This window comes from Daejeonella sp. JGW-45, assembly GCF_029360805.1.
In the GTDB taxonomy this organism is placed as follows: Bacteria; Bacteroidota; Bacteroidia; order Sphingobacteriales; family Sphingobacteriaceae; genus Daejeonella.
Genome location: NZ_JARKNC010000010.1, coordinates 422,215 through 442,030 on the forward strand (window position 1 = coordinate 422,215; position 19,816 = coordinate 442,030).

At 44.0% G+C, this 19,816-nt stretch carries 21 protein-coding genes; 12 read left to right on the forward strand and 9 right to left on the reverse strand.

Annotation, left to right across the window (positions count from 1 at the left end; all coding sequences use genetic code 11):
* Nucleotides 1-75: 75 nt before the first annotated feature.
* From P2W76_RS15405 to pdxA, 5 genes are all read right to left on the reverse strand, one after another.
* Entirely contained in the window at nucleotides 76-1,062 is a 987-nt protein-coding gene (locus tag P2W76_RS15405) for a beta-ketoacyl-ACP synthase III (protein ID WP_276348791.1), read from the reverse strand.
* Nucleotides 1,063-1,077: 15 nt separating this feature from the next.
* A complete protein-coding gene (gene plsX / locus P2W76_RS15410) occupies nucleotides 1,078-2,013 on the reverse strand; it encodes a phosphate acyltransferase PlsX (RefSeq protein ID WP_276348792.1) in 936 nt (311 codons plus the stop codon).
* A gap of 12 nt (nucleotides 2,014-2,025) precedes the next feature.
* Nucleotides 2,026-2,217, reverse strand: coding sequence for a 50S ribosomal protein L32 (gene rpmF / locus P2W76_RS15415; RefSeq protein WP_276348793.1), 192 nt, complete (start codon nucleotides 2,215-2,217; stop codon nucleotides 2,026-2,028).
* Nucleotides 2,218-2,235: 18 nt separating this feature from the next.
* On the reverse strand, nucleotides 2,236-2,769 hold the full coding sequence (locus P2W76_RS15420; RefSeq protein ID WP_276348794.1) for a DUF177 domain-containing protein: 534 nt from the start codon (nucleotides 2,767-2,769) through the stop codon (nucleotides 2,236-2,238).
* Between the two features lie 86 nt (nucleotides 2,770-2,855).
* Entirely contained in the window at nucleotides 2,856-3,911 is a 1,056-nt protein-coding gene (gene pdxA / locus P2W76_RS15425; protein ID WP_276348795.1) for a 4-hydroxythreonine-4-phosphate dehydrogenase PdxA, read from the reverse strand.
* A 279-nt stretch (nucleotides 3,912-4,190) separates the two neighbouring features.
* Here pdxA and rsmA point away from each other — a divergent pair, with 279 nt between their 5' ends.
* The 4 genes from rsmA to P2W76_RS15445 all read left to right on the forward strand — a co-directional run bounded on the left by rsmA (nucleotide 4,191) and on the right by P2W76_RS15445 (nucleotide 7,149).
* Nucleotides 4,191-4,967 carry a 16S rRNA (adenine(1518)-N(6)/adenine(1519)-N(6))-dimethyltransferase RsmA gene (rsmA, locus tag P2W76_RS15430; RefSeq protein WP_276348796.1) on the forward strand — a complete coding sequence of 259 codons (777 nt, stop codon included), beginning with the start codon at nucleotides 4,191-4,193 and terminating at the stop codon, nucleotides 4,965-4,967.
* Nucleotides 4,968-4,979: 12 nt separating this feature from the next.
* Nucleotides 4,980-5,912: an NAD(P)-dependent oxidoreductase gene (locus tag P2W76_RS15435; protein ID WP_276348797.1), complete on the forward strand. Its 933-nt coding sequence runs from the start codon at nucleotides 4,980-4,982 to the stop codon at nucleotides 5,910-5,912.
* A 253-nt stretch (nucleotides 5,913-6,165) separates the two neighbouring features.
* Nucleotides 6,166-6,639 (forward strand): transcription elongation factor GreA, encoded by a 474-nt coding sequence (greA, locus tag P2W76_RS15440; protein ID WP_276348798.1) that lies wholly within the window; start codon nucleotides 6,166-6,168, stop codon nucleotides 6,637-6,639.
* Between the two features lie 117 nt (nucleotides 6,640-6,756).
* Nucleotides 6,757-7,149 (forward strand): HIT family protein, encoded by a 393-nt coding sequence (locus P2W76_RS15445; RefSeq protein ID WP_276348799.1) that lies wholly within the window; start codon nucleotides 6,757-6,759, stop codon nucleotides 7,147-7,149.
* Between the two features lie 109 nt (nucleotides 7,150-7,258).
* Here P2W76_RS15445 and ruvC read toward each other — a convergent pair whose 3' ends face one another.
* Nucleotides 7,259-7,825 carry a crossover junction endodeoxyribonuclease RuvC gene (gene ruvC / locus P2W76_RS15450; protein WP_276348800.1) on the reverse strand — a complete coding sequence of 189 codons (567 nt, stop codon included), beginning with the start codon at nucleotides 7,823-7,825 and terminating at the stop codon, nucleotides 7,259-7,261.
* Between the two features lie 86 nt (nucleotides 7,826-7,911).
* Between ruvC and P2W76_RS15455 the strand changes: the two genes are divergently transcribed.
* The 6 genes from P2W76_RS15455 to P2W76_RS15480 all read left to right on the forward strand — a co-directional run bounded on the left by P2W76_RS15455 (nucleotide 7,912) and on the right by P2W76_RS15480 (nucleotide 13,901).
* Complete coding sequence (locus tag P2W76_RS15455) at nucleotides 7,912-8,886, forward strand: lysylphosphatidylglycerol synthase domain-containing protein (protein WP_276348801.1); 975 nt, start codon at nucleotides 7,912-7,914, stop codon at nucleotides 8,884-8,886.
* On the forward strand, nucleotides 8,867-10,000 hold the full coding sequence (locus tag P2W76_RS15460; protein WP_346429838.1) for a glycosyltransferase: 1,134 nt from the start codon (nucleotides 8,867-8,869) through the stop codon (nucleotides 9,998-10,000). Before P2W76_RS15455 ends, P2W76_RS15460 begins: the two co-directional genes overlap by 20 nt.
* Nucleotides 10,001-10,119: 119 nt before the next feature.
* Nucleotides 10,120-11,364, forward strand: coding sequence for a PP2C family protein-serine/threonine phosphatase (locus P2W76_RS15465; protein WP_276348802.1), 1,245 nt, complete (start codon nucleotides 10,120-10,122; stop codon nucleotides 11,362-11,364).
* A gap of 51 nt (nucleotides 11,365-11,415) precedes the next feature.
* Nucleotides 11,416-12,021 carry a ribonuclease HII gene (locus tag P2W76_RS15470; RefSeq protein WP_276348803.1) on the forward strand — a complete coding sequence of 202 codons (606 nt, stop codon included), beginning with the start codon at nucleotides 11,416-11,418 and terminating at the stop codon, nucleotides 12,019-12,021.
* Between the two features lie 71 nt (nucleotides 12,022-12,092).
* Nucleotides 12,093-13,169: a glycine cleavage system aminomethyltransferase GcvT gene (gene gcvT, locus P2W76_RS15475; protein ID WP_276348804.1), complete on the forward strand. Its 1,077-nt coding sequence runs from the start codon at nucleotides 12,093-12,095 to the stop codon at nucleotides 13,167-13,169.
* Between the two features lie 15 nt (nucleotides 13,170-13,184).
* Complete coding sequence (locus P2W76_RS15480) at nucleotides 13,185-13,901, forward strand: 2-phosphosulfolactate phosphatase (protein WP_276348805.1); 717 nt, start codon at nucleotides 13,185-13,187, stop codon at nucleotides 13,899-13,901.
* A gap of 27 nt (nucleotides 13,902-13,928) precedes the next feature.
* On the opposite strand, the gene P2W76_RS15485 is transcribed toward P2W76_RS15480, so the two are convergent.
* From P2W76_RS15485 to rsgA, 3 genes are read right to left on the reverse strand one after another with little or no spacing between them, the layout of a single operon-like run.
* On the reverse strand, nucleotides 13,929-14,255 hold the full coding sequence (locus P2W76_RS15485) for a nucleotide pyrophosphohydrolase (protein ID WP_276348806.1): 327 nt from the start codon (nucleotides 14,253-14,255) through the stop codon (nucleotides 13,929-13,931).
* A gap of 6 nt (nucleotides 14,256-14,261) precedes the next feature.
* The gene (gene dtd / locus P2W76_RS15490) at nucleotides 14,262-14,714 is read right to left on the reverse strand and encodes a D-aminoacyl-tRNA deacylase (protein WP_276348807.1); all 453 of its coding nucleotides are present in this window, start codon (nucleotides 14,712-14,714) and stop codon (nucleotides 14,262-14,264) included.
* Nucleotides 14,711-15,631 carry a ribosome small subunit-dependent GTPase A gene (rsgA, locus tag P2W76_RS15495; RefSeq protein ID WP_276348808.1) on the reverse strand — a complete coding sequence of 307 codons (921 nt, stop codon included), beginning with the start codon at nucleotides 15,629-15,631 and terminating at the stop codon, nucleotides 14,711-14,713. Before rsgA ends, dtd begins: the two co-directional genes overlap by 4 nt.
* A gap of 181 nt (nucleotides 15,632-15,812) precedes the next feature.
* Here rsgA and P2W76_RS15500 point away from each other — a divergent pair, with 181 nt between their 5' ends.
* Entirely contained in the window at nucleotides 15,813-17,075 is a 1,263-nt protein-coding gene (locus tag P2W76_RS15500; protein WP_276348809.1) for an MFS transporter, read from the forward strand.
* A 253-nt stretch (nucleotides 17,076-17,328) separates the two neighbouring features.
* The gene (thrA, locus tag P2W76_RS15505; RefSeq protein ID WP_276348810.1) at nucleotides 17,329-19,779 is read left to right on the forward strand and encodes a bifunctional aspartate kinase/homoserine dehydrogenase I; all 2,451 of its coding nucleotides are present in this window, start codon (nucleotides 17,329-17,331) and stop codon (nucleotides 19,777-19,779) included.
* Nucleotides 19,780-19,816: the final 37 nt, after the last annotated feature.

Genomic DNA, 19,816 nt, shown 5'->3' on the forward strand with positions numbered 1-19,816 from the left:
CTATGAGCTATCAGCTATCAGCTGTCAGCTATGAGCTTTCAGTTATCAGCTTTCAGCTATTAGGTGTTAACTCCCTCAATAAGCCCACTTCAAATAAACAGAGCCCCAGGTAAATCCGCCTCCAAAAGCTGCGAGGATAAGATTATCGCCCTTTTTTAGCTTACTTTCCCATTCCCATAAACACAGGGGGATAGTACCGTTGGTCGTATTACCGTATTTTTCGATGTTAATCATCACCTTTTCAGGATCGATACCGCAACGGCTGCTGGTAGCGTCGATTATTCTCTTGTTGGCCTGGTGCGGAACTAACCAGGCAACGTCTTCCGCTAAAAGATTGTTTCGCTCCATCACATCAGCAGCCACGTCGGCCATATTGGTTACCGCGAATTTAAACACTGCCTGTCCTTCCTGGAACAGGAAATGCTCATCATTATCCACAGTCTCATGGCTGGCCGGCCTTAAAGATCCACCAGCTTTCTGGTGAAGGTAGGGGCCTCCGGATCCATCGCTTTTCAGGATAGAATCGATAACTCCGCAGCCTTCTGTATTTGGTTCAAGCAAGACAGCACCGCAACCATCCCCAAAAATAATGCAGCTTTTACGGTCTTTATAATTTATAATAGACGACATTTTATCTCCGCCTACAACTAATACTTTCTTGTGTTTGCCCGCTTCGATGAACTGAGCGCCGGTAGCTAAACCGAAAAGGAACCCCGAGCAAGCGGCGTTCAGGTCATATCCCCAGGCATTGTCAGCGCCTATCTTATGCGCAAGGACATTGGCCGTTGCCGGGAAAACCATGTCAGGCGTAGTTGTACAGAAAATAATCAGGTCAATTTCTGCTGCAGAGATGCCTCGTTTCTTTAATAATCCGTTCACTGCTATAACGGCCATGTCAGAGGTGCCCAGATTTCCCTTCAGGATGCGGCGTTCCCGGATACCAGTCCGGGTGGTTATCCACTCATCATTGGTCTCTACCATGCCCTCCAGTTCCTTATTAGTTAGAATATAATCTGGTACGTAGCCATCAACGGCTGTTATTGCAGCATGGACTTTTGACATAATATTTTAGAATGTTTATTTAAAAGCTTCTTTGATTTTATCAACAAATTGAGCTTCTATCATCGTTCGACAAAGGAGGACCATATTTTTGATTGCTTCGGGACTGGAAATTCCGTGTCCAATTAATACAGGGGCATTAACACCCAGGATTGGGCTCCCGCCGTACTGTTCGTAGTTGAACCTGTCGAAGAACTCATCCTTGAATCCTTTTTTCAGTGTCAGGATATAAAAAGTTTCGGCCAGTTTAAGCATTACATTCCCGGTAAATCCGTCGCAAACAATAACATCTGCCTTATCATTGAACAGATCGCGGCCTTCAATGTTTCCTACAAAATTGACGTTGGTTTTTTGTAGCAGGGGGAAAGTTGCCTGAGTAAGTACGTTGCCTTTTTCTTCTTCCTCACCGATGTTCATCAAAGCAACTTTAGGGTCTTTTACGTGGTAAACGTGTTCAGCATAAATGCTTCCCATGATACCAAACTGAGCCAGGACATCTGGTTTGCAATCAGCATTGGCGCCCACATCCAGCATGATGCCGAAGCCGGATTTTAATTTAGGAACGTTTGTAGCAATAGCCGGACGTATTACTCCCGGTACCGGTTTTACGCTGAACATTGCTCCAACGAGCATTGCTCCTGTATTGCCGGCAGACGAAAAGGCGTCTATCTGCCCCTCCTTAAGATATTGGAAGCCCAGGCTTATGCTTGAATTCGGCTTTTGCAGAACAGCTTTTGCCGCATGCTCGCCCATGCCGATAACCTCGGTGGTATGAATATAGTCGAAAATTTCAGGGTCAACCCCTTCTTGGGAGATCAGGGGTAAGGCTTGGTCTTTATCGCCAAAAAGAACTATCTTTTGATCTGGCAATAAGGCTTTTTGGGCTTCTATAGCTCCCAAAACTGTTGCTTTGGGAGCGAAGTCTCCGCCCATAATATCTAAGCCAATCTTCATTTCTGAAAGCTATTAGGCTACAGAAGTGTTCTCGATAACCATTTTACCGTTGTAATACAAGTTGCCATCAACTGTATATGCACGGTGAGGTAAATGTACTGCACCTGTAGTCTGACAAGTGGTTAAACCTGGAGCCACAGCTTTATAATGCGTTCTTCTTTTATCTCTTCTTGATTTCGAGATTTTCCGTTTTGGATGTGCCATTTTTTCCTATGTATTTATTTACTTTTTAATATTTTTCAATGCCTCCCACCGGGGGTCACCGCTTTCATTTTCTTCTTTTGTTCCGCCGGACAGCTGCCTTAATTTCTCGATCATTTCCTGATCACACCATTTTGTATTGCCTTCATCAGCACAACGGTTGATATAGGGTACCGCCAGGTTAATATACTCATAGATCAATGGTGCTACATTGATCTCGCTTTCGTTTTTTGTCAAAACGATGATCTCTTCAGTATCCTCTTCAAGATTGGCATTGCCTGTAAACTTGGCTATCTGCCGCTCCTCAATTTCTACCTGATAGGGATAATCGGCTAAACAAACATCGCATCCTAACATCATTTCGCCGGAGATATAAAAATTCAGGATCATCATTGTTTCCTGTTTTTCTAAATCCAGCTTTACTTTCAGCTTCCCGCTTTTCACCAGCGAATACTCAAATTTGCTGAAAAACTCGTCAGTTACTTCAAATTCAAAATCATGAACTCCAAGTTTTAATCCGGTGTACGGAATGCTGTATTGCTGTAACGATTTCAATGCACGCCAATTGAGCCTGCAAATTTACGAAAATTTATTTAGTTGGGAACAGTTTTTTCAAAATCGGGAAATGAGCCTTGAGCCCTTTAATCCCGGTCTTTTGAAAATTTGCTAAGTTTTAAAGGATTTGCGGTAAGTTCCTTGCTTTCCCTGCGGCGTTCCACGATATTTATTGCAGTAAAGAGTGCTTCACGGAAGGAGTTCTCCGACGCCAGGTTCTTCCCCGCTATATCATAACCAGTACCATGATCTGGCGAGGTGCGAACAACAGGTAAGCCGGCGGTAAAGTTTACCCCATTATGAAAGGCGATCTGTTTGAAAGGAATAAGCCCCTGGTCGTGGTACATAGCAAGGACTGCATCGAACTTGGTATAGGTATGAGCGGCAAAGAAGCCGTCGGCGGCATAAGGCCCGAATGCGAAAATGCTCTTTGCGTTTGCTGCTTCGATCGCGGGGATTATAATATCGAGTTCTTCTTTCCCGATAAGGCCGTTATCGCCGGCATGTGGATTTAAACCCAGTACGGCTATTTTGGGTTTCTGGATCCAGAAATCTTTCCTGAGGCTTTCGTTCATCAGGCTCAGCTTGGAAACTATCTTCTCAACGCTGAGTTTTCCTGGTACATCATTTACCGGAATATGTCCGGTAACCACACCCACCCGGATATCCTCGCTGACCAGGAACATCAGCGAATCTGCAGAATCGGTCTTGCTCTGTATGTATTCAGTATGACCCGCAAACTGGAAATTGTCGTTTTGTATGTTATGTTTATTTATAGGAGCAGTAACAAGCGCATCGGTATTTCCGGCTATGAGGTCGTTTAACGCATTCTCAAGCGATATGAAAGCGTATTTTCCGCCCGTATCGGTAGTCATCCCAAGCTCTATCCTGACATCTTCTTCCCAGCAGTTGATCATGTTGGCGCGCCTGTCATGGGCCTGGGCGGGATTGCTGATCACGTTAAAATTAAAGTCGTTCAGCTCCATGGTTTTCCGGTGGAAGGATGCAACCTTTGTATGGCCATAGACGATAGGGGTGCAATATTCCAGTACCCGTTTGTCCATAAGGGTTTTTATGATCACCTCTAATCCGATACCATTTACATCTCCTATAGAAATACCTATTTTAATTTTATTACCCATTTCCTTAATAGAATCCTTTATTCCCGCAAATTAAAGACTTTAATTGCAATGTACAACTAAGTTGTAGGTTGTTGGTGGTACGTTCTACGTCTGGACGGTATATTAGTGATGCGTTTTACGTTTTACGTTCTACGTCTGGGCGGAGAGCGTGGCGCTTAACTCCGCGTTGGAAATCTGTCTGTGGGAACCGTTTTTGGAACGGTGGAAAGGAAACTTACAACGTATAACGTAAAACGTATAACTCAAAAGCGTAGTTTTGCTTTAAATAAGGAGTTCCCAATGACGGTTAAGGCGAAAAAGCATCTTGGTCAACATTTCTTAACGGACAAGAATATTGCTGAAAAGATTGTAAACAGCCTCAAATCGGCTGATCAATACGAGCATGTGCTCGAAGTTGGCCCGGGCATGGGAATCTTGTCAGATTTTTTACTGAGCAGGGATAATCCAAAGGCATACCTGATAGACATAGACACTGAATCGTTTAATTTCCTTAAGAAAAAGTACCCGTTGTTGGGTGAGAGGCTTATAAATGGAGACTTTCTGGAGCTTGATTTTAAAGCGATTTTTCCGGGCAAGCTGGGTATCATCGGGAATTTCCCGTATAACATCTCCTCACAGATATTATTTAAGATGCTGGATAACCGGGACCAGGTAGTGGAACTGGTCGGGATGTTTCAAAAAGAAGTTGCGGAACGCTGTGCTGAAAAGCCGGGAAGCAAGGAGTACGGTATTCTGAGTGTTTTCCTTCAGGCCTTTTATAAGGTCGAATACCTGTTTTCTGTAAAGCCCGGTGTATTTAATCCGCCGCCAAAAGTTACTTCGGCCGTTATCCGTCTGACGAGAAATGCTACTGAAAAGCTCGATTGTGATGAAAAGCTGTTCTGGCAGGTTGTTAAAGCCGGGTTTAACCAAAGGAGGAAAACTCTGAGAAATGCATTATCATCCCTGGTCAGTAAAGATAATATGCCGGATGATCCGCTGTTCGATATGCGCGCGGAACGCCTGGGGGTAGACGATTTCGTAAAGCTGACAAACCTGGTTAGCAATTCAAGATAATTCATAATCTAAATGGATAAGAAGATACTCATAGCTGATCATTTACATCCCATTTTTAAAGAAGAGGCTGAAAAGCTGGGATTTGAATGTGACGACATGCCATTGATAAGCAAACAGGAGACCCTTGATATCCTGAAGAACTATACCGCAATAGCTATCCGGACTAAATTTCGGATAGACAGGGAGGTGATAGATGCCGGGGTGAATTTAAGGGTTATTGCGAGGGCTGGTGCGGGGATGGATAATGTAGATGAGGAATACGCACACTCCAAAGGCATAACATGCATTAATGCGCCGGAGGGTAACCGGGATGCCGTAGGAGAACATCTGGTAGGGATGCTTTTAAGTCTCCTGAATAATTTGAGGAATGGCGACCAGCAGATACGCAATGGCATTTGGGACCGCGAAGGAAACCGGGGCTGGGAACTAAAAGGCAAAACCGTGGCGATAATCGGGTATGGTAATAATGGAAGGAGCTTTGCGCAGAAATTAAGCGGTTTTGAAGCTAATGTAATTGCGTACGATAAATATAAAACCGGGTTTAGCGATGAGTATGCTACAGAGGTAGCCATGGAGCAAGTCGTGAAACATGCGGATATCCTGAGCTATCATATTCCCTTAACCCGTGAAACCAGCACTTTATTTAATGAAGAATATCTTTTTCATTTCAGGAAGCCAATCATTTTGCTAAACGCTTCGCGGGGTGAGATAGTGAACACCCAAACTGTTTTGAACGGTTTAAAGAGCGGAAAGATCACGGCCGCAGGGCTGGACGTCCTGGAGGTTGAGAAATTCCCAGCTTTATCAGAACAACCCTGGTTTGATGAGTTAAAGAAAAGTGAGAGAGTCATTTTAAGTCCGCATGTAGCCGGCTGGAGCGTTGAATCGTATCGCAGGATCTCTGAAGTACTGGCAGAGAAACTGAAATTGATTAATATTATCTGATCCGGGGAAAAGGGGTGACATTCAATTAAGTCCCGGATTCATAGAAATAAACTGTGAAGATCACCGGGGCGATGACCGCAGATAAACTTTCTAAGTCAGAAGACTCCTCCTGCGCCGGGATGACATTTTCTTATTTCAATTTGGAAATCTGAAAGCAAAAATATTATCTTCGTGTTGATACGAGCAAGACTATATTGGCTTATGCCGACATAGTCTTGTTTGTTTTTATAGACTATACCATAAACAGAGAGAGATGACGGAAGTAACATATTACACCCAGGAAGGATTAGACAGGTTAAAGGAAGAACTCCATCAGTTAAAGACCGAAGGTCGTGCACAAATATCAAAGGCAATAGCAGAAGCAAGAGATAAAGGTGACCTTTCGGAGAATGCAGAATATGATGCAGCAAAAGAAGCACAGGGGCATCACGAATCCAAAATATCAAAACTTACAAACATTCTGGCAAACGCACGGTTAATTGATGAGTCGAAACTTGATACATCAAAGGTACTGGCTTTGTCCATTGTGAAGATAAAGAATACGAATAATGGAGCCACAATGACCTATCAGTTAGTGTCGGAATCTGAGGCTGATCTCAAATCGGGCAAGATCTCTGTGAAATCTCCTATTGCGCAGGGTCTGTTGGGTAAGTCGGTCGGCGACAAGGCAGAAATCGTAGTTCCTGCAGGTAAGATCGAATTTGAAATCGTTGAGATAAGCCGGTAAGAGAACCAGGACAAGGAACCAGGAACAAAGAACCAGGAGCAAAGAGCCAGGAGCAAAGAGCCAGGAGCAACGATGAACTACAGGCTTAAACTTATAACATAAAACGTACCACCCATTATGGCATCGATCTTTTCAAAAATTGTGGCTGGTGAGATACCAGCTCATACGGTGGCAGAAACAACCGAGTTTTTAGCTTTTCTTGATATTAACCCGCTCGTTGAGGGCCATGTGCTGGTAATTCCCAAAATTGAAACTGATTACATTTTTGACCTCGATAGTGAGAGCTATGTGGGTTTAATGCTTTTCGCACGGATAGTTGCGCAAGGTCTGAAGCAGGCTATTCCATGTAATCGTATCGGGGTAAGTGTTATTGGCCTGGAGGTGCCTCATGCGCATATTCACCTTATTCCGATAAATGATATGGACGACATGAACTTTAGTCGCCCCAAGTTAAGTCTTTCTGAGGAAAAGCTGGCCGGGATTGCTGATCGGATACGGGCGGAGCTGTAGTATTTTAACGCAGAGGTCGCAAAGTGCTACGCAAAGAGCGCAAAGGCTCGGTTGTGAACGTATAAATTTTCTCTGCGTTGTCTGCGAAAATCTTTGCGGCAAAGGGACCTTATTTAACCCGTTTCACATTATCCTTCACAAAAGCATCCCATCCTGAGTAATTCTTCTGGTTACCGGAAGTGCTAATTTTTTGAAATGAATGGCATACTGCAACTGCCAGTCCATCTGTTGCGTCGAGAAATTCCGGGGTTTCTGTAAATTTTAACAGGGTCTTAAGCATCGCACTGACCTGCTCTTTTGAGGAATTGCCATTGCCAGTGATAGACTGTTTTATTTTGCGGGGCGAGTATTCAAAAATTGGAAGATTGCGGGATAAAGCCGCAGCCATAGCTACGCCCTGAGCCCTGCCAAGTTTGAGCATCACCTGGATGTTTTTACCATAGAAGGGAGCCTCAATTGCCAGGCAGTCTGGCTTATACTGATCGATCAGTAAGACTGTCTTTTCAAAAATGTGTTTCAATTTGAGCGGGTGGTCATCCAAATGGTCGAGTTTGACCACGCCCATGCATATGAGGTCAACATTGATCTTTACTTCTTTCACAATACCATAGCCCATCACACTGGTTCCCGGGTCGATTCCCAGAATTATCCGCTCGTTGGCTTTCTCCTTTAACATCCGCCAATATTACTGATTTGCTATCAAAGCTGCTTTAAAATTTAAATTCAGCGAAGCTTTTTCTTAACATTGCAGAAAGAAGTCCATTGAATCGCGAAACCAAAAAGGTACTCAGCATAATTTTTAAGATCGCCATTCTGGTACTGGCGTTTGGGTTTATTTTTCAAAAGTTAAGCAACAATAACAGCATCGGCGATTTCAGGAAGCTAACCAGAACCATTTCGCCCCCGGATGTCTGGATCGTATTGACAAGCCTTTTTCTGTTAATGCTTTTGAATTGGACCCTGGAGGCCCTCAAATGGAGGTATCTTTTACAGCGAGTAGAGAAAATTAGTACATGGAAGGCAATAGAGTCGGTCTTTTGCGGCCTGACATGGGCGGTTTTCACGCCTAACCGGATCGGGGAGTACGGAGGGCGGGTGTTTTTCTTATCCCCCCGGAAGCGCATAATTGGAATAGTATCAATGGCTCTTGGGTCAGTCGGCCAAATGGTGATAACCAACGTTCTCGGCGCGTTTGCGTTGCTTTGGTTTGTTGCCACGTTTATGGAGCTGAACCTTATTATTAATTTTGCCCTCACCTTTGTTGTGGCAATATTCTGCAGCTTTTTTCTTCTCTTTTATTTTAACATTCAGTGGATGGACGGACTTTTGTCCAGGATAAAGTTTATTAAACCTTTCAGAAGGTTTTTCAGCATTTTGGCTAAATACAAAAAGCGGGATCTGGTTAGAGTTTTGGGATATTGCGTAACCAGGTATATAGTATTTACGACACAGTATTGCCTGGTCATAAATCTGCTGATCCCGGAAATCCCCCTCTTGTCTATGGTTATGATATTGCTTATATTATTTTTTATACAATCAGCCCTGCCGTCACTGGATCTGCTTGATATTGGTGTAAGAGCGGTTACAGCTACCTATTTTTTTGCATTCGTCACGGATCAGGAAGTAGCCATTATGGCGGCTACTGCATGTGTTTGGCTGATTAATCTAATTATTCCAGCTATTTTGGGTTCATTTTTCGTCCTTAAACTTAATTTCTTTGGCAATCCTCGTAATTAGCATCTTAACAGGCTGTCTTACCTTTTTCTATATCGGCATGTTGTTTTATCTTAGAAATGGCTGGAGGCGAATCCCATATTTCCGCACGGAAGCTAATGCGCCTTCCACATTCGTAAGTGTTTTAATTGCTGCCAGGAACGAAGAAGGGAAAATAGAAAAAACTATTTTGGATATTCTGGCGCAGGATTACCCCGCCGATTTATTTGAACTTATAATCGTTAACGATCATTCTACAGACCGCACAGCAGAGATCATCTCAGGATTTTCAGATAAAGGCGTTAAGCTCATAAACCTGGATGAAAGTGAAAAGTTAAATTCGTATAAAAAGAAGGCTATAACCAAGGCCATCGACGTTTCTTCCGGAGAGCTGATCATCACCACTGATGCCGATTGCAGAATGAATAAGTTGTGGCTCAGAACCATCGTTGCTTACTACGAATCGGGAGATTATAATCTTATTTCGTCACCGGTAACTTTTTTCGAAGAGAAGAATCCATTTGAAGAAATTCAATCGCTTGAATTCTTATTTCTGATCGGACTTGGAGCTGCGGGTATCGGAAATAAAATGCCGGCAACATGTAACGGGGCAAACCTGGCTTATAGAAAAGATGTTTTTCTGAAGTTAAATGGCTTTAAAGGTATTGATGATCTGGCATCCGGAGATGATGAGCTGTTTCTTCATAAAGTAGCTTCTGCCTACCCGGGCAGCATAGGATTTTGTAAGTCTCTGGATGCGGTTGTATACACACACGCCAAGGAGAATCTTAAAGAGTTTATACAGCAGCGTAAGCGCTGGGCTTCAAAAAGCACACGATATAAGAATAAAGGTGTTGTTGTTTTGGGAGTCGCTGTATGGCTGTTCAACCTGTTGTTTATCACGAACTTCTTTTCCGGGTTTTTTAATACTGATTTCTGGTGCCTGGGGTTTGCCGCCATCATTCTTAAGATGGGGTCGGAGTTAATGTTTCTATACCCGGTTTGCTCTTTTGCAAAACGAAAGGAACTTCTTTTATATCAACCTGTTTCGACGGTTATTCATATATTTTATCTTGTTTTTATTGGCATTGCCGGAAACTCAGGAAAGTACAACTGGAAGGGTAGGATGGTGAGGTGAGCGATGGGCTATGAGCATTGAGACATGAGCTCAAAACTGACAGCTCAATGCTCCCGGTACTTTTATTTTCAATAACATTTCTCTATTTTTATGCCATACCGTCAATAAAAAGGCTTGTATTGTCAAATATTCCAACCTCAATAATTAACAATGAGAGTGAGTTAATCCAGCTCCTTTTAAAACGGCAGGCAGAGTTAAATTCCCTGCTTGAAATTACGCAGGCGATTAATAAAAACAGTTCCTCGAGTGTCCTTTTCGAGATGCTTGGAGTAATCCTGAACGTCCATCTCAAAATTGGCAGGGTTCGTCTCCTTATACGTGAAAGTGAACATTTTTATTGTGCAGCACGTTTTGGCGGAGAGTTTGAAAATGCCAAGACACTGCAGCAAACTTGCCAGGCTCTTTCTGACTATAAAAATATTACTGCTTTAAGAGCGAATCCGGATGCGCTGCTTAGTCAGTATGAATATTTTGTGCCTGTATTCCATAAAGATGAGTTTCTTGCCTTTGTTTTAATTGGTGATTTTGACACCGGCCACGAGCTTTTAGGAAATGACCTGAATTTCATTGAGACCCTCATTAATCTGATAGTGGTTGCCCTTGAAAATAAAAAATTATTCAAGGAGCGGGTTGACCGGGAACGTCTGCAAAGGGATATGGAGCTGGCTGTCGAAGTGCAGGGCATGCTGATCCCGAGGGAATTACCTAAAACAGGCGCAGTGGAAGTAGGGGCTACATACCTGCCGAACCAAAACATAGGCGGAGATTACTTTGATTTTATAAAATTAGGCCCCAATGAGTTTTTATGGTGTATAGCTGACGCCTCCGGTAAGGGAGTGTCGGCCGCATTGCTGATGGCCAATTTGCAGGCAAGTCTGCGGGCGTGGTCATCTGTAGAGAAGGATCTCGTAAAGATAATCGAACGCCTGAACGAAATTGTGGTATCGAATACCAATGGAGAGAGGTTTATAACGCTATTTCTTGGATTATATAATGAAAAGACCTGCGAACTCAGGTATGTTAACGCGGGCCATAATCCGCCGATCTTGATCAGTGGCGAAAAGGTTAAGTTCCTCACGGAAGGTACAACAGTGATTGGAGCGTTTGATAAGCTACATTCTTTAAACGAGGGAATAGAAATATTGTCGCCAGGCAGCCTTGTTTTCAATTATACAGACGGCCTCGTAGAAAGTGCCGGGGAGGAAGTTTATGTTTCTGATGAGGAGCTTGTAGCGCATTTGATGAGCAGCCGCCTACTATCAGTAGACGACCTGAACGAGGCGATTTTGCGAAACATTCAGTTAACCAATAATGCCCGTATGAATTCGGATGATATTACGATTCTCACCATCCGGATCTTATAGGATATTCACTGGAAATCATAAATTTGTCGTTTATATTCCATAATTCCAATTATGCTTTTATCGTATTTTCAGGAAGAATTAGTTGAAGCGGGGTGCGATGAAGCAGGGCGGGGCTGTCTGGCAGGCCCGGTTTTTGCTGCTGCGGTGATCCTTCCGCGGGACTTTTCGCACGATGTTCTTACCGATTCAAAGCAGCTTTGCGAAAAGGACAGGTACCAGCTTCGCGAGTGCATTGAGCGGGAAGCAATCTCTTACGCAGTGGCACAGGTTGACCACGACGAAATCGACCGCATCAATATCCTGAATGCTTCTTTTCTTGCGATGCATCTGGCATTGGAGAAGCTTCATATACGGCCCGGCTTCATCCTGGTAGATGGTAACCGGTTTAAGTCTTATCAGCAAGTTCCTCACCAATGTGTAATCAAAGGTGACGGTAAGTACTATTCCATTGCGGCGGCATCGATCCTCGCCAAGACATATCGTGATGATCACATGCAGCGTTTGGCCGACGAGCATCCTCAATATGATTGGAAAAATAACAAAGGCTATCCGACCATAAAACACAGGGATGCAGTCATATCTTATGGCATGTCACCATATCATCGCCGGACGTTCCGGGTAACAGATCCTCAAATGAGCATTGCGTTTGAGGAGTAGCCAATTATAAATTAGCCGATAGCTTTGGCTGTTTTTACTTACTTTTGCCGCTATCCATAATTAAACTTTACATGAAAAATGTAGCCCTAAACGATATCCATATAGGCCTTGGCGCCAAAATGGTTCCATTTGCCGGATTCAACATGCCTGTTCAATATGCCGGGATAAATGCTGAGCATGAAACGGTACGTACCGGCGTTGGTGTATTTGACGTAAGTCATATGGGCGAGTTTATCCTAAAGGGCGAAGGTGCCCTTGACTTAATTCAACGGGTGAGTTCCAATGACGCTTCGAAGCTCTTTGATGGCAAGATACAATATGCTTACCTCCCCAATGAAACAGGCGGCATTGTTGACGACCTCCTGGTTTACCGCATAGATGAAAAAACATATATGCTGGTGGTTAATGCATCAAATATTGATAAAGACTGGGATTGGATCTCAAAATATAATACTTCTGGTGTGGAGATGAAAAATATTTCCGATCAGACATCGCTTCTCGCAGTTCAGGGACCGAACGCTGCAAATGCCCTTCAGAGCCTCACAGATATCGATCTGGCCGCAATGGAATATTATACGTTCAAAAAGGGTGTATTTGCCGGGGTGGACAATGTATTGGTCTCCGCCACAGGATACACCGGAGCAGGCGGTTTTGAGATATATTTTGACAATAAGCATGCTGAGCACATGTGGAGAGAGATCTTCAAGGCTGGCGAATCTTTCGGGATCAAACCGATCGGGCTGGCAGCAAGGGACACTCTGAGATTGGAGATGGGATTTTGCCTGTATGGCAACGATATCGATGATACTACTTCACCTATAGAAGCCGGGCTGGGCTGGGTAACTAAATTCACAAAGAAATTTGTTAACTCAGAAAAGCTTGCCGAAGAAAAACAGAACGGCGTGAACCGGAAACTGATTGGTTTCGAAATGATCGATCGTGGAATTCCACGACACGATTATGAAATAGTTGATGCCGACGGGAATACAATTGGTAAGGTAACTTCCGGTACTCAGGCGCCTTCACTTCAAAAAGCCATTGGCCTGGGTTACGTGACTAAGGAATTCTCAAAAGAGGGATCGGAAATATTTATCAAGATCCGGGATAATAAAGTCAAGGCGCAGGTAGTAAAGTATCCGTTTAAATAGTAGACATTTCGAATAATGCAGAAGCGCAACCTGGAAGTGTGTCTTACACCGGCCCTGTTACATCTTTATGATATAAAAGCAAGCATAGTAGTTGTTATTGATATTTTCCGTGCAACTTCGTCTATCTGCTACGGGATAGATAATGGCGCCGAGGCAATAATCCCGGTGGCCACGGTGGAAGCCTGTGAATCGTACAGAGAATCGCAATTTCTGCTTGCAGCAGAAAGAAACGGGGAAGTGGTTGCAGGCTTTGATTTTGGGAATTCCCCCTTCTCGTATACGACGGAAAAGGTAAACGGTAAAACCGTAGTTCTCACAACGACGAACGGCACACATGCAATAAATCTTTCCCGTGGTGCAAGCAGGATCGTAATCGGCTCATTTTTAAATCTGACCGCTTTGTGTAACTGGCTTAAGGGCCAGCCTAATGACGTTCTGCTTCTATGCTCAGGCTGGAAAGACAAAGTGAATCTGGAAGATACCCTGTTTGCGGGCGGAGTTGTGAACCATCTTAAAGATGAGGGCTATCACCTCGATGACTCTGGAATTGCATCTGAAGATCTTTACGTAATGGCTGCGAACGACTTGAATGCCTACCTGAAAAAGACATCCCATAGCGAACGGTTGAAAAAACTCGGTATAGAGGAAGATATTGCTTTTTGCTTAAATGTGGATGTGACTACTGCTATACCTGTGCTGGATGGCGAGAGATTAGTGAGACTGGCTGTTTAACGACAGGGGTAATTGCGAATAGCGATATTAGTTTAGTTTGCTATTATTTTTGTGTCTTTCTGCATCCCGGATGCTCTTCTTTTCCAGATTCTTTTCCAGTGCATTTGTTAAATCAACTCCGGTTTGATTTGCCAGGCAGATCAGCACAAAGAGAACATCCGCAAGTTCGTCACCCAGGTCCTTTCCCTCGTCTGATTTTTTAAACGATTGTTCACCATATTTCCGTGCCATAATTCGGGCCACTTCACCAACCTCTTCCATCAGTATGGCTGTGTTGGTAAGTTCGTTGAAATAGCGGATCCCCGTAGTGTTTATCCATTTGTCAACTATTTGCTGGGCTTCCTCTAGGGTCATAGCTTTTTATTCTTTAGACTTGGTATCAATGATAATGGTTACCGGGCCATCGTTAATAAGGCTGATCTTCATGTCAGCACCGAAAATACCGGTTTGGATCTTCCGTCCAGTGGCTTTCGTTAATTCTGCAATCATTTTTTCATATAGCGGGACAGCTGCATCCGGTTTAGCAGAGCGCGTAAAACCCGGCCGGTTTCCTTTTTTTGTTGACGCATAGAGCGTAAACTGGCTGATCAGGAGAATATCGCCGCTCACTTCGGATAAGGCTTTGTTCATCGCACCGTTCTCATCGGGGAAAATGCGCATGCTGGTAATTTTTTGAGCAAGCCAAACCGTATCTTCATCCGAGTCGGCATCTTCAATACCTAATAAGACCATAAAGCCAGTCTTAATCTGCCCTGTTATTTTTCCTTCAACAGAACATGATGCCTGGCTGACGCGCTGGATTACTGCTCTCATGCCCGGGTATCGTTATTGTGGTATATGCTTAAATAGCTGTCATATCTGGAGGGTTCGATCTCTCCGTTCTCCAGGGCTTTAAGCACGGCGCACCCTGGTTCATTGATGTGACGGCAATTGTGAAACTTACAATTGCTCATCAGCCCGCGTATTTCGGGGAACAAGCGCCCGAGGTCTTGTTTCTCAATATCAAATATACCAAGCTCACGTATTCCCGGAGTATCGATCAGATATCCGCCAAAAGGTAATTTAAACATCTCTGCAAAAGTTGTTGTGTGTTTCCCCTTATCACTCCAATCTGAAATATCACCTGTTTTTAACTGGAATCCGGGAAGGAGGGCATTGATCAGTGTAGATTTGCCGACACCAGAATGTCCGCTTACCAGGGTAACCTGATCTTTCAAAAGCTCTCTTACCTGATCCAGGTTAGTCTGCTCTGTTGCAGATACGCTGTAGCAGGGATAACCGGCCTTTTCATAGATAGCCTGGTACTCTGTGAGGACATCCAGCCCTTCATCGCTAAAGAGGTCGAGCTTGTTAAAAATCAATTTTGCCGGAACATGATAGGCCTCGGCAGTTACCAGAAACCTGTCTATAAAACCCAGGGAGGTCCGCGGTGAAGCAAGTGTTACAATAAGAAAGGTCTGATCAAGGTTTGCTGCAAGTATCTGAGCCTGCTTTGAAAGATTAACAGACTTACGAATGATATAATTTTTCCTGGGATGCAGGTATGAGATCAGCCCGGTTCCGAGATCAGGCTCCAGCTCGATGTCAACGTGGTCGCCGACTGCCACGGGGTTTGTGGTTTTAATTCCAAGTGTACGGAACTTACCTTTTATCCGGCAGTTGATGGTTCTCCCGTTGTCAGTAAGTACCTCGTACCAGCTTCCGGTTGATTTTATTACTAAGCCCTGCATTGGATGTAAAGATAATATTTAGTTGCCAGTTGCCGGGCAAGACGGATGTTCATTCCGCAAGGATAAAAACAACGGACCGATAAATTATTCTTAGCATGTTAGTATAGATCGCAAAATATCTCTTATTATTATAGTTAATAAATTAGTTTGCATTTATAACCTTATCAACCGTAGAACAATTATGCAAAATATTCAAAAATCAAAACTTTTCTGGGCTAGCTGTCTGGCTCTCCTGGTTACATCATTATCATTTGGAATCCGGGCAGGCATTATGGGCCCCTTGTCTGCGGAGTTTAATCTAAGTGCGTCAGAACTGGCGACAATAACGGCTACCGCATTCTGGGGCTTTCCCCTGGCAATTATTGTTGGTGCATTTGTTGTCGATATTATAGGCATGAAACGGCTGCTGGTGATGGCATTTTTATTTCACCTGGCCGGTATTGTCCTAACAATATTTGCGCAGGGTTACTGGACTTTATTCCTGTCCACCTTACTTATAGGAATTGCGAACGGTACAGTTGAAGCTGCCTGTAATCCGCTGGTGGCTGCCCTGTATCCCGACAATAAAACAACAAAGCTGAATCACTTCCATCTCTGGTTCCCGGGCGGTATTGTTATAGGAACGCTGATTGTCTACCTCCTTACAGATATGGGAATAGGCTGGCAGGTGCAGATGGGCTTTATGCTGATCCCGGCCTTGATCTACGGCTATCTGTTCTACCAGCTGGAATTCCCGGTTACGGAGCGTGTATCTTCAGGGTATTCAACTGCTGATATGTATAAGGCCGTGTTGTCGCCGCTGTTCCTGTTCATGATCATTTGTATGTTCGGTACAGCAATTACTGAATTGTTTACCGGTCAATGGATCAGTTTGTTGATGGCAAACATTACTCAGAATGCGATACTTATCGTTACACTTACCGCGGGGGTTATGGTTGTTGGAAGGGCCTTCGCTGAACCCATCGTGCATCGTTTTTCGCCATCGGGTGTGTTATTGATCTCTGCTGTCATTGCCGTGCTGGGTCTTTATATGCTAAGCACGCTTACAGGAAACTCCATTTTCATTGCAGCACTGATTTTCGGGATCGGGGTATGCTATTTCTGGCCAACCATGATCGGTTTTGTGGCCGAATATATTCCCAAGTCAGGAGCTCTCGGAATTAACCTGATGGGCGGTGCAGGAATGTTTGCCGTTTCTTTATATATGATGTTTATGGGGGGATATTACGATGAGCTGATTGCTAAACATCTTCCTGCGGGCGCAGATCTCGATAATTATGTCAATGCGCCGGCAGGTACTCAAATGGCCGCTGCCCTGCATGACGCCAAGAACCTTGCCGGTCCGGAAGTTCTGCAAACCACCCTGATCATCCCGGTATTATTGGTGATCGCGTTTAGCGGCCTTGTATTTTATATGAGATCCAGAAAGTTGGCAAATGCGTAAACAAGCTCAATCGAAATAGGGTAAGTTTTAAAATAATTTCATAATCATTTGTTATTTCCAAAACTTAGCCCGTAATTAGCGCCACAGAAAAAACAATGAACACTAACTTTTATACCACAACAACAAATACCACAACCACGCTAACGCGGGGAAGGTAGTTGTATGGTGTAATAAAATCATAAAAAACATCAAAAGCGCCTTCCTCCGAAAACGGGGAAGGCGCTTTTTTTTATCAAAATCTTAATCTCAACTAATGAAAGTTTTAAAATTCGGAGGCACATCAGTAGGATCAGTTGAATCGATCAGTAAATTATTGCAGATCGTTGAAAAAGAGGACAAAAACACGGGTAACCCGGTGGTTGTCTTGTCTGCGATGAGCGGCGTTACGAATCTGCTGTCTGCGATGGCGGGCAAAGCATCGCAGGGAGGAACTTTCCGTGATGAGCTGAAAGAACTGGAAGAAAGGCACTTTGAAGTGATCAAAGAACTGCTGGCTGTTTCACGGCAGAATCCTGTATTTACCCAATTGAGGATTTTATTCAATGAGATAGAGGATTTGTTGCAGGGTGTATCGATGTTGCGGGAACTGACACCGCAAACCCGCGATGTGATCTTAAGCTACGGCGAACGGTGCTCTACTTTCATGGTGAGCAAGATAGCTGGCCAGGAAAAGGATAATACCATATACGTAAATGCTGCTGATCTGATTAAGACCGACAGCAGTTTCGGGCAGGCGAAAGTAAACATCGAGCTTACGGAAATGCTGATTCGCGATTTTTATGAGAAAAATAAGAATAAAATGCTGTTTGTTACCGGATTCATTGCCAGCAATGATGAAGGCAGGATAACTACGTTGGGACGCGGCGGAAGCGATTATACCGCTGCTATATTTGGTTCGGCATTGAACGCGAAAGAAATTGAGATCTGGACTGATGTAAATGGTATGATGACTGCTGACCCGAGAATGGTTAAGAAGGCCTTTTCATTGCCCGAATTGTCTTATACCGAAGCAATGGAGCTTTCGTTTTTTGGCGCCAAAGTAATTTACCCGCCAACAATGATCCCGGCTTTTATGAAGAAGATCCCGATTGTTATCCGAAATACTTTTGAGCCTGATTTCGCCGGTTCTGTGATCAAGCATAATTGTGAAAATTCTAACCTTCCTATTAAAGGGATTTCCTCTATCAATGACATAAGCATCATCAATATTGAGGGGAGCGGGATGGTAGGTAAAGCGGGCTTTAGCGGCCGTTTGTTTTCACTTCTTGCGCGCGAGCAGATAAATGTTATTCTTATTACCCAATCCTCTTCCGAACACAGTATCACATTTGCCATCCACCCGGGCGATGCAGTCCGGGCACAACAGGTGATCGAGCATGAATTTGAGCTGGAGCTGCTTGCTAAAAAGTTGGATACGCCCGTATTTGAACAAGGTCTTTCTGTGCTGGCAATAGTCGGCGAAAATATGAAGCAAACGCCGGGAATTTCCGGAAAGCTTTTCCATGCCCTGGGCCGGAATGGCATTAATGTAAGGGCGATCGCACAGGGTTCTTCAGAATACAATATTTCTGTGGTCATCTCCCGTGAGGACCTTAACAAGGGACTGAATGCTATTCATGACGCGTTCTTTGCTGACCTTCACAAAACACTTAACCTGTTCTGCCTGGGAACAGGAAATATAGGTAAAACCCTGTTCAGGCAATTGCAGGAACACCGTCAATTCCTCCAGGAGCATAATGGCATACAGGTAAGGGTTGTTGGTATCGGCAACACCCGGAAGATGTATTTCGATCCTGAGGGGATAGATCTGGATAACTGGGAAAAGGCCCTCGAAGGCACAAACCAGATAGCTGATCTATCGGGATTTGTACAAAAAATGAAGGATATGAACCTTCCAAACTGTGTCTTTGCCGACAATACAGCCAGCCTAAAACCAATCGAGTTCTACCATGAGATATTTAGCGCGAATATTTCCATAGTAACTTGTAATAAGATTGGTAATTCTTCAAGCTATGAGCAGTACAGGCTCTTTAAGGATACCGCCCGTATCCATGGCGTTGATTATTTCTACGAAACAAACGTGGGAGCCGGTTTGCCGATCGTGCGTACGCTTAAAGACCTGATGATCAGCGGCGACAGGATATTGAGCATTGAGGCTATCTTGTCGGGTACAATTTCTTACATATTTAATAACTATAAAGGTGACGTCACTTTTCATGATATCGTAAAGCAGGCACAGGAAAAAGGCTATACCGAGCCAGATCCGCGTGATGATCTTAAGGGTACTGATTTTATGCGTAAGATGTTAATTCTCGCCAGGGATGCGGGATATCCTTTAGAAGCCGAGGATGTGAACATCGAAAGTATGTTGCCGAAATCTTGTATTGAGGCCGGGTCTGTGGAGGAGTTTTATTCTGAACTAAAAAACGAGAATGCTTTCTTTGAGAATATGAAGAAGCAAGCTGAAGCGGAAGGGAAGGTGCTGCGGTATATCGCTAAGCTTGAGAACGGAAAGGCAACTATTAATCTTCAAATGGTAGACGACAGTCATCCGTTTTATGCCCTTTCGGGGAGCGACAATATTATTTCATTTACAACCGACAGATATAAAGAACGTCCTATGGTCGTTAAAGGTCCCGGCGCGGGTGCCGATGTGACCGCAGCCGGGGTATTTGCAGATATTGTAAACGTTGGTGCACAATAGGCCCGTTAAGCGAAGGATTTTAATAATTTTGATGCAT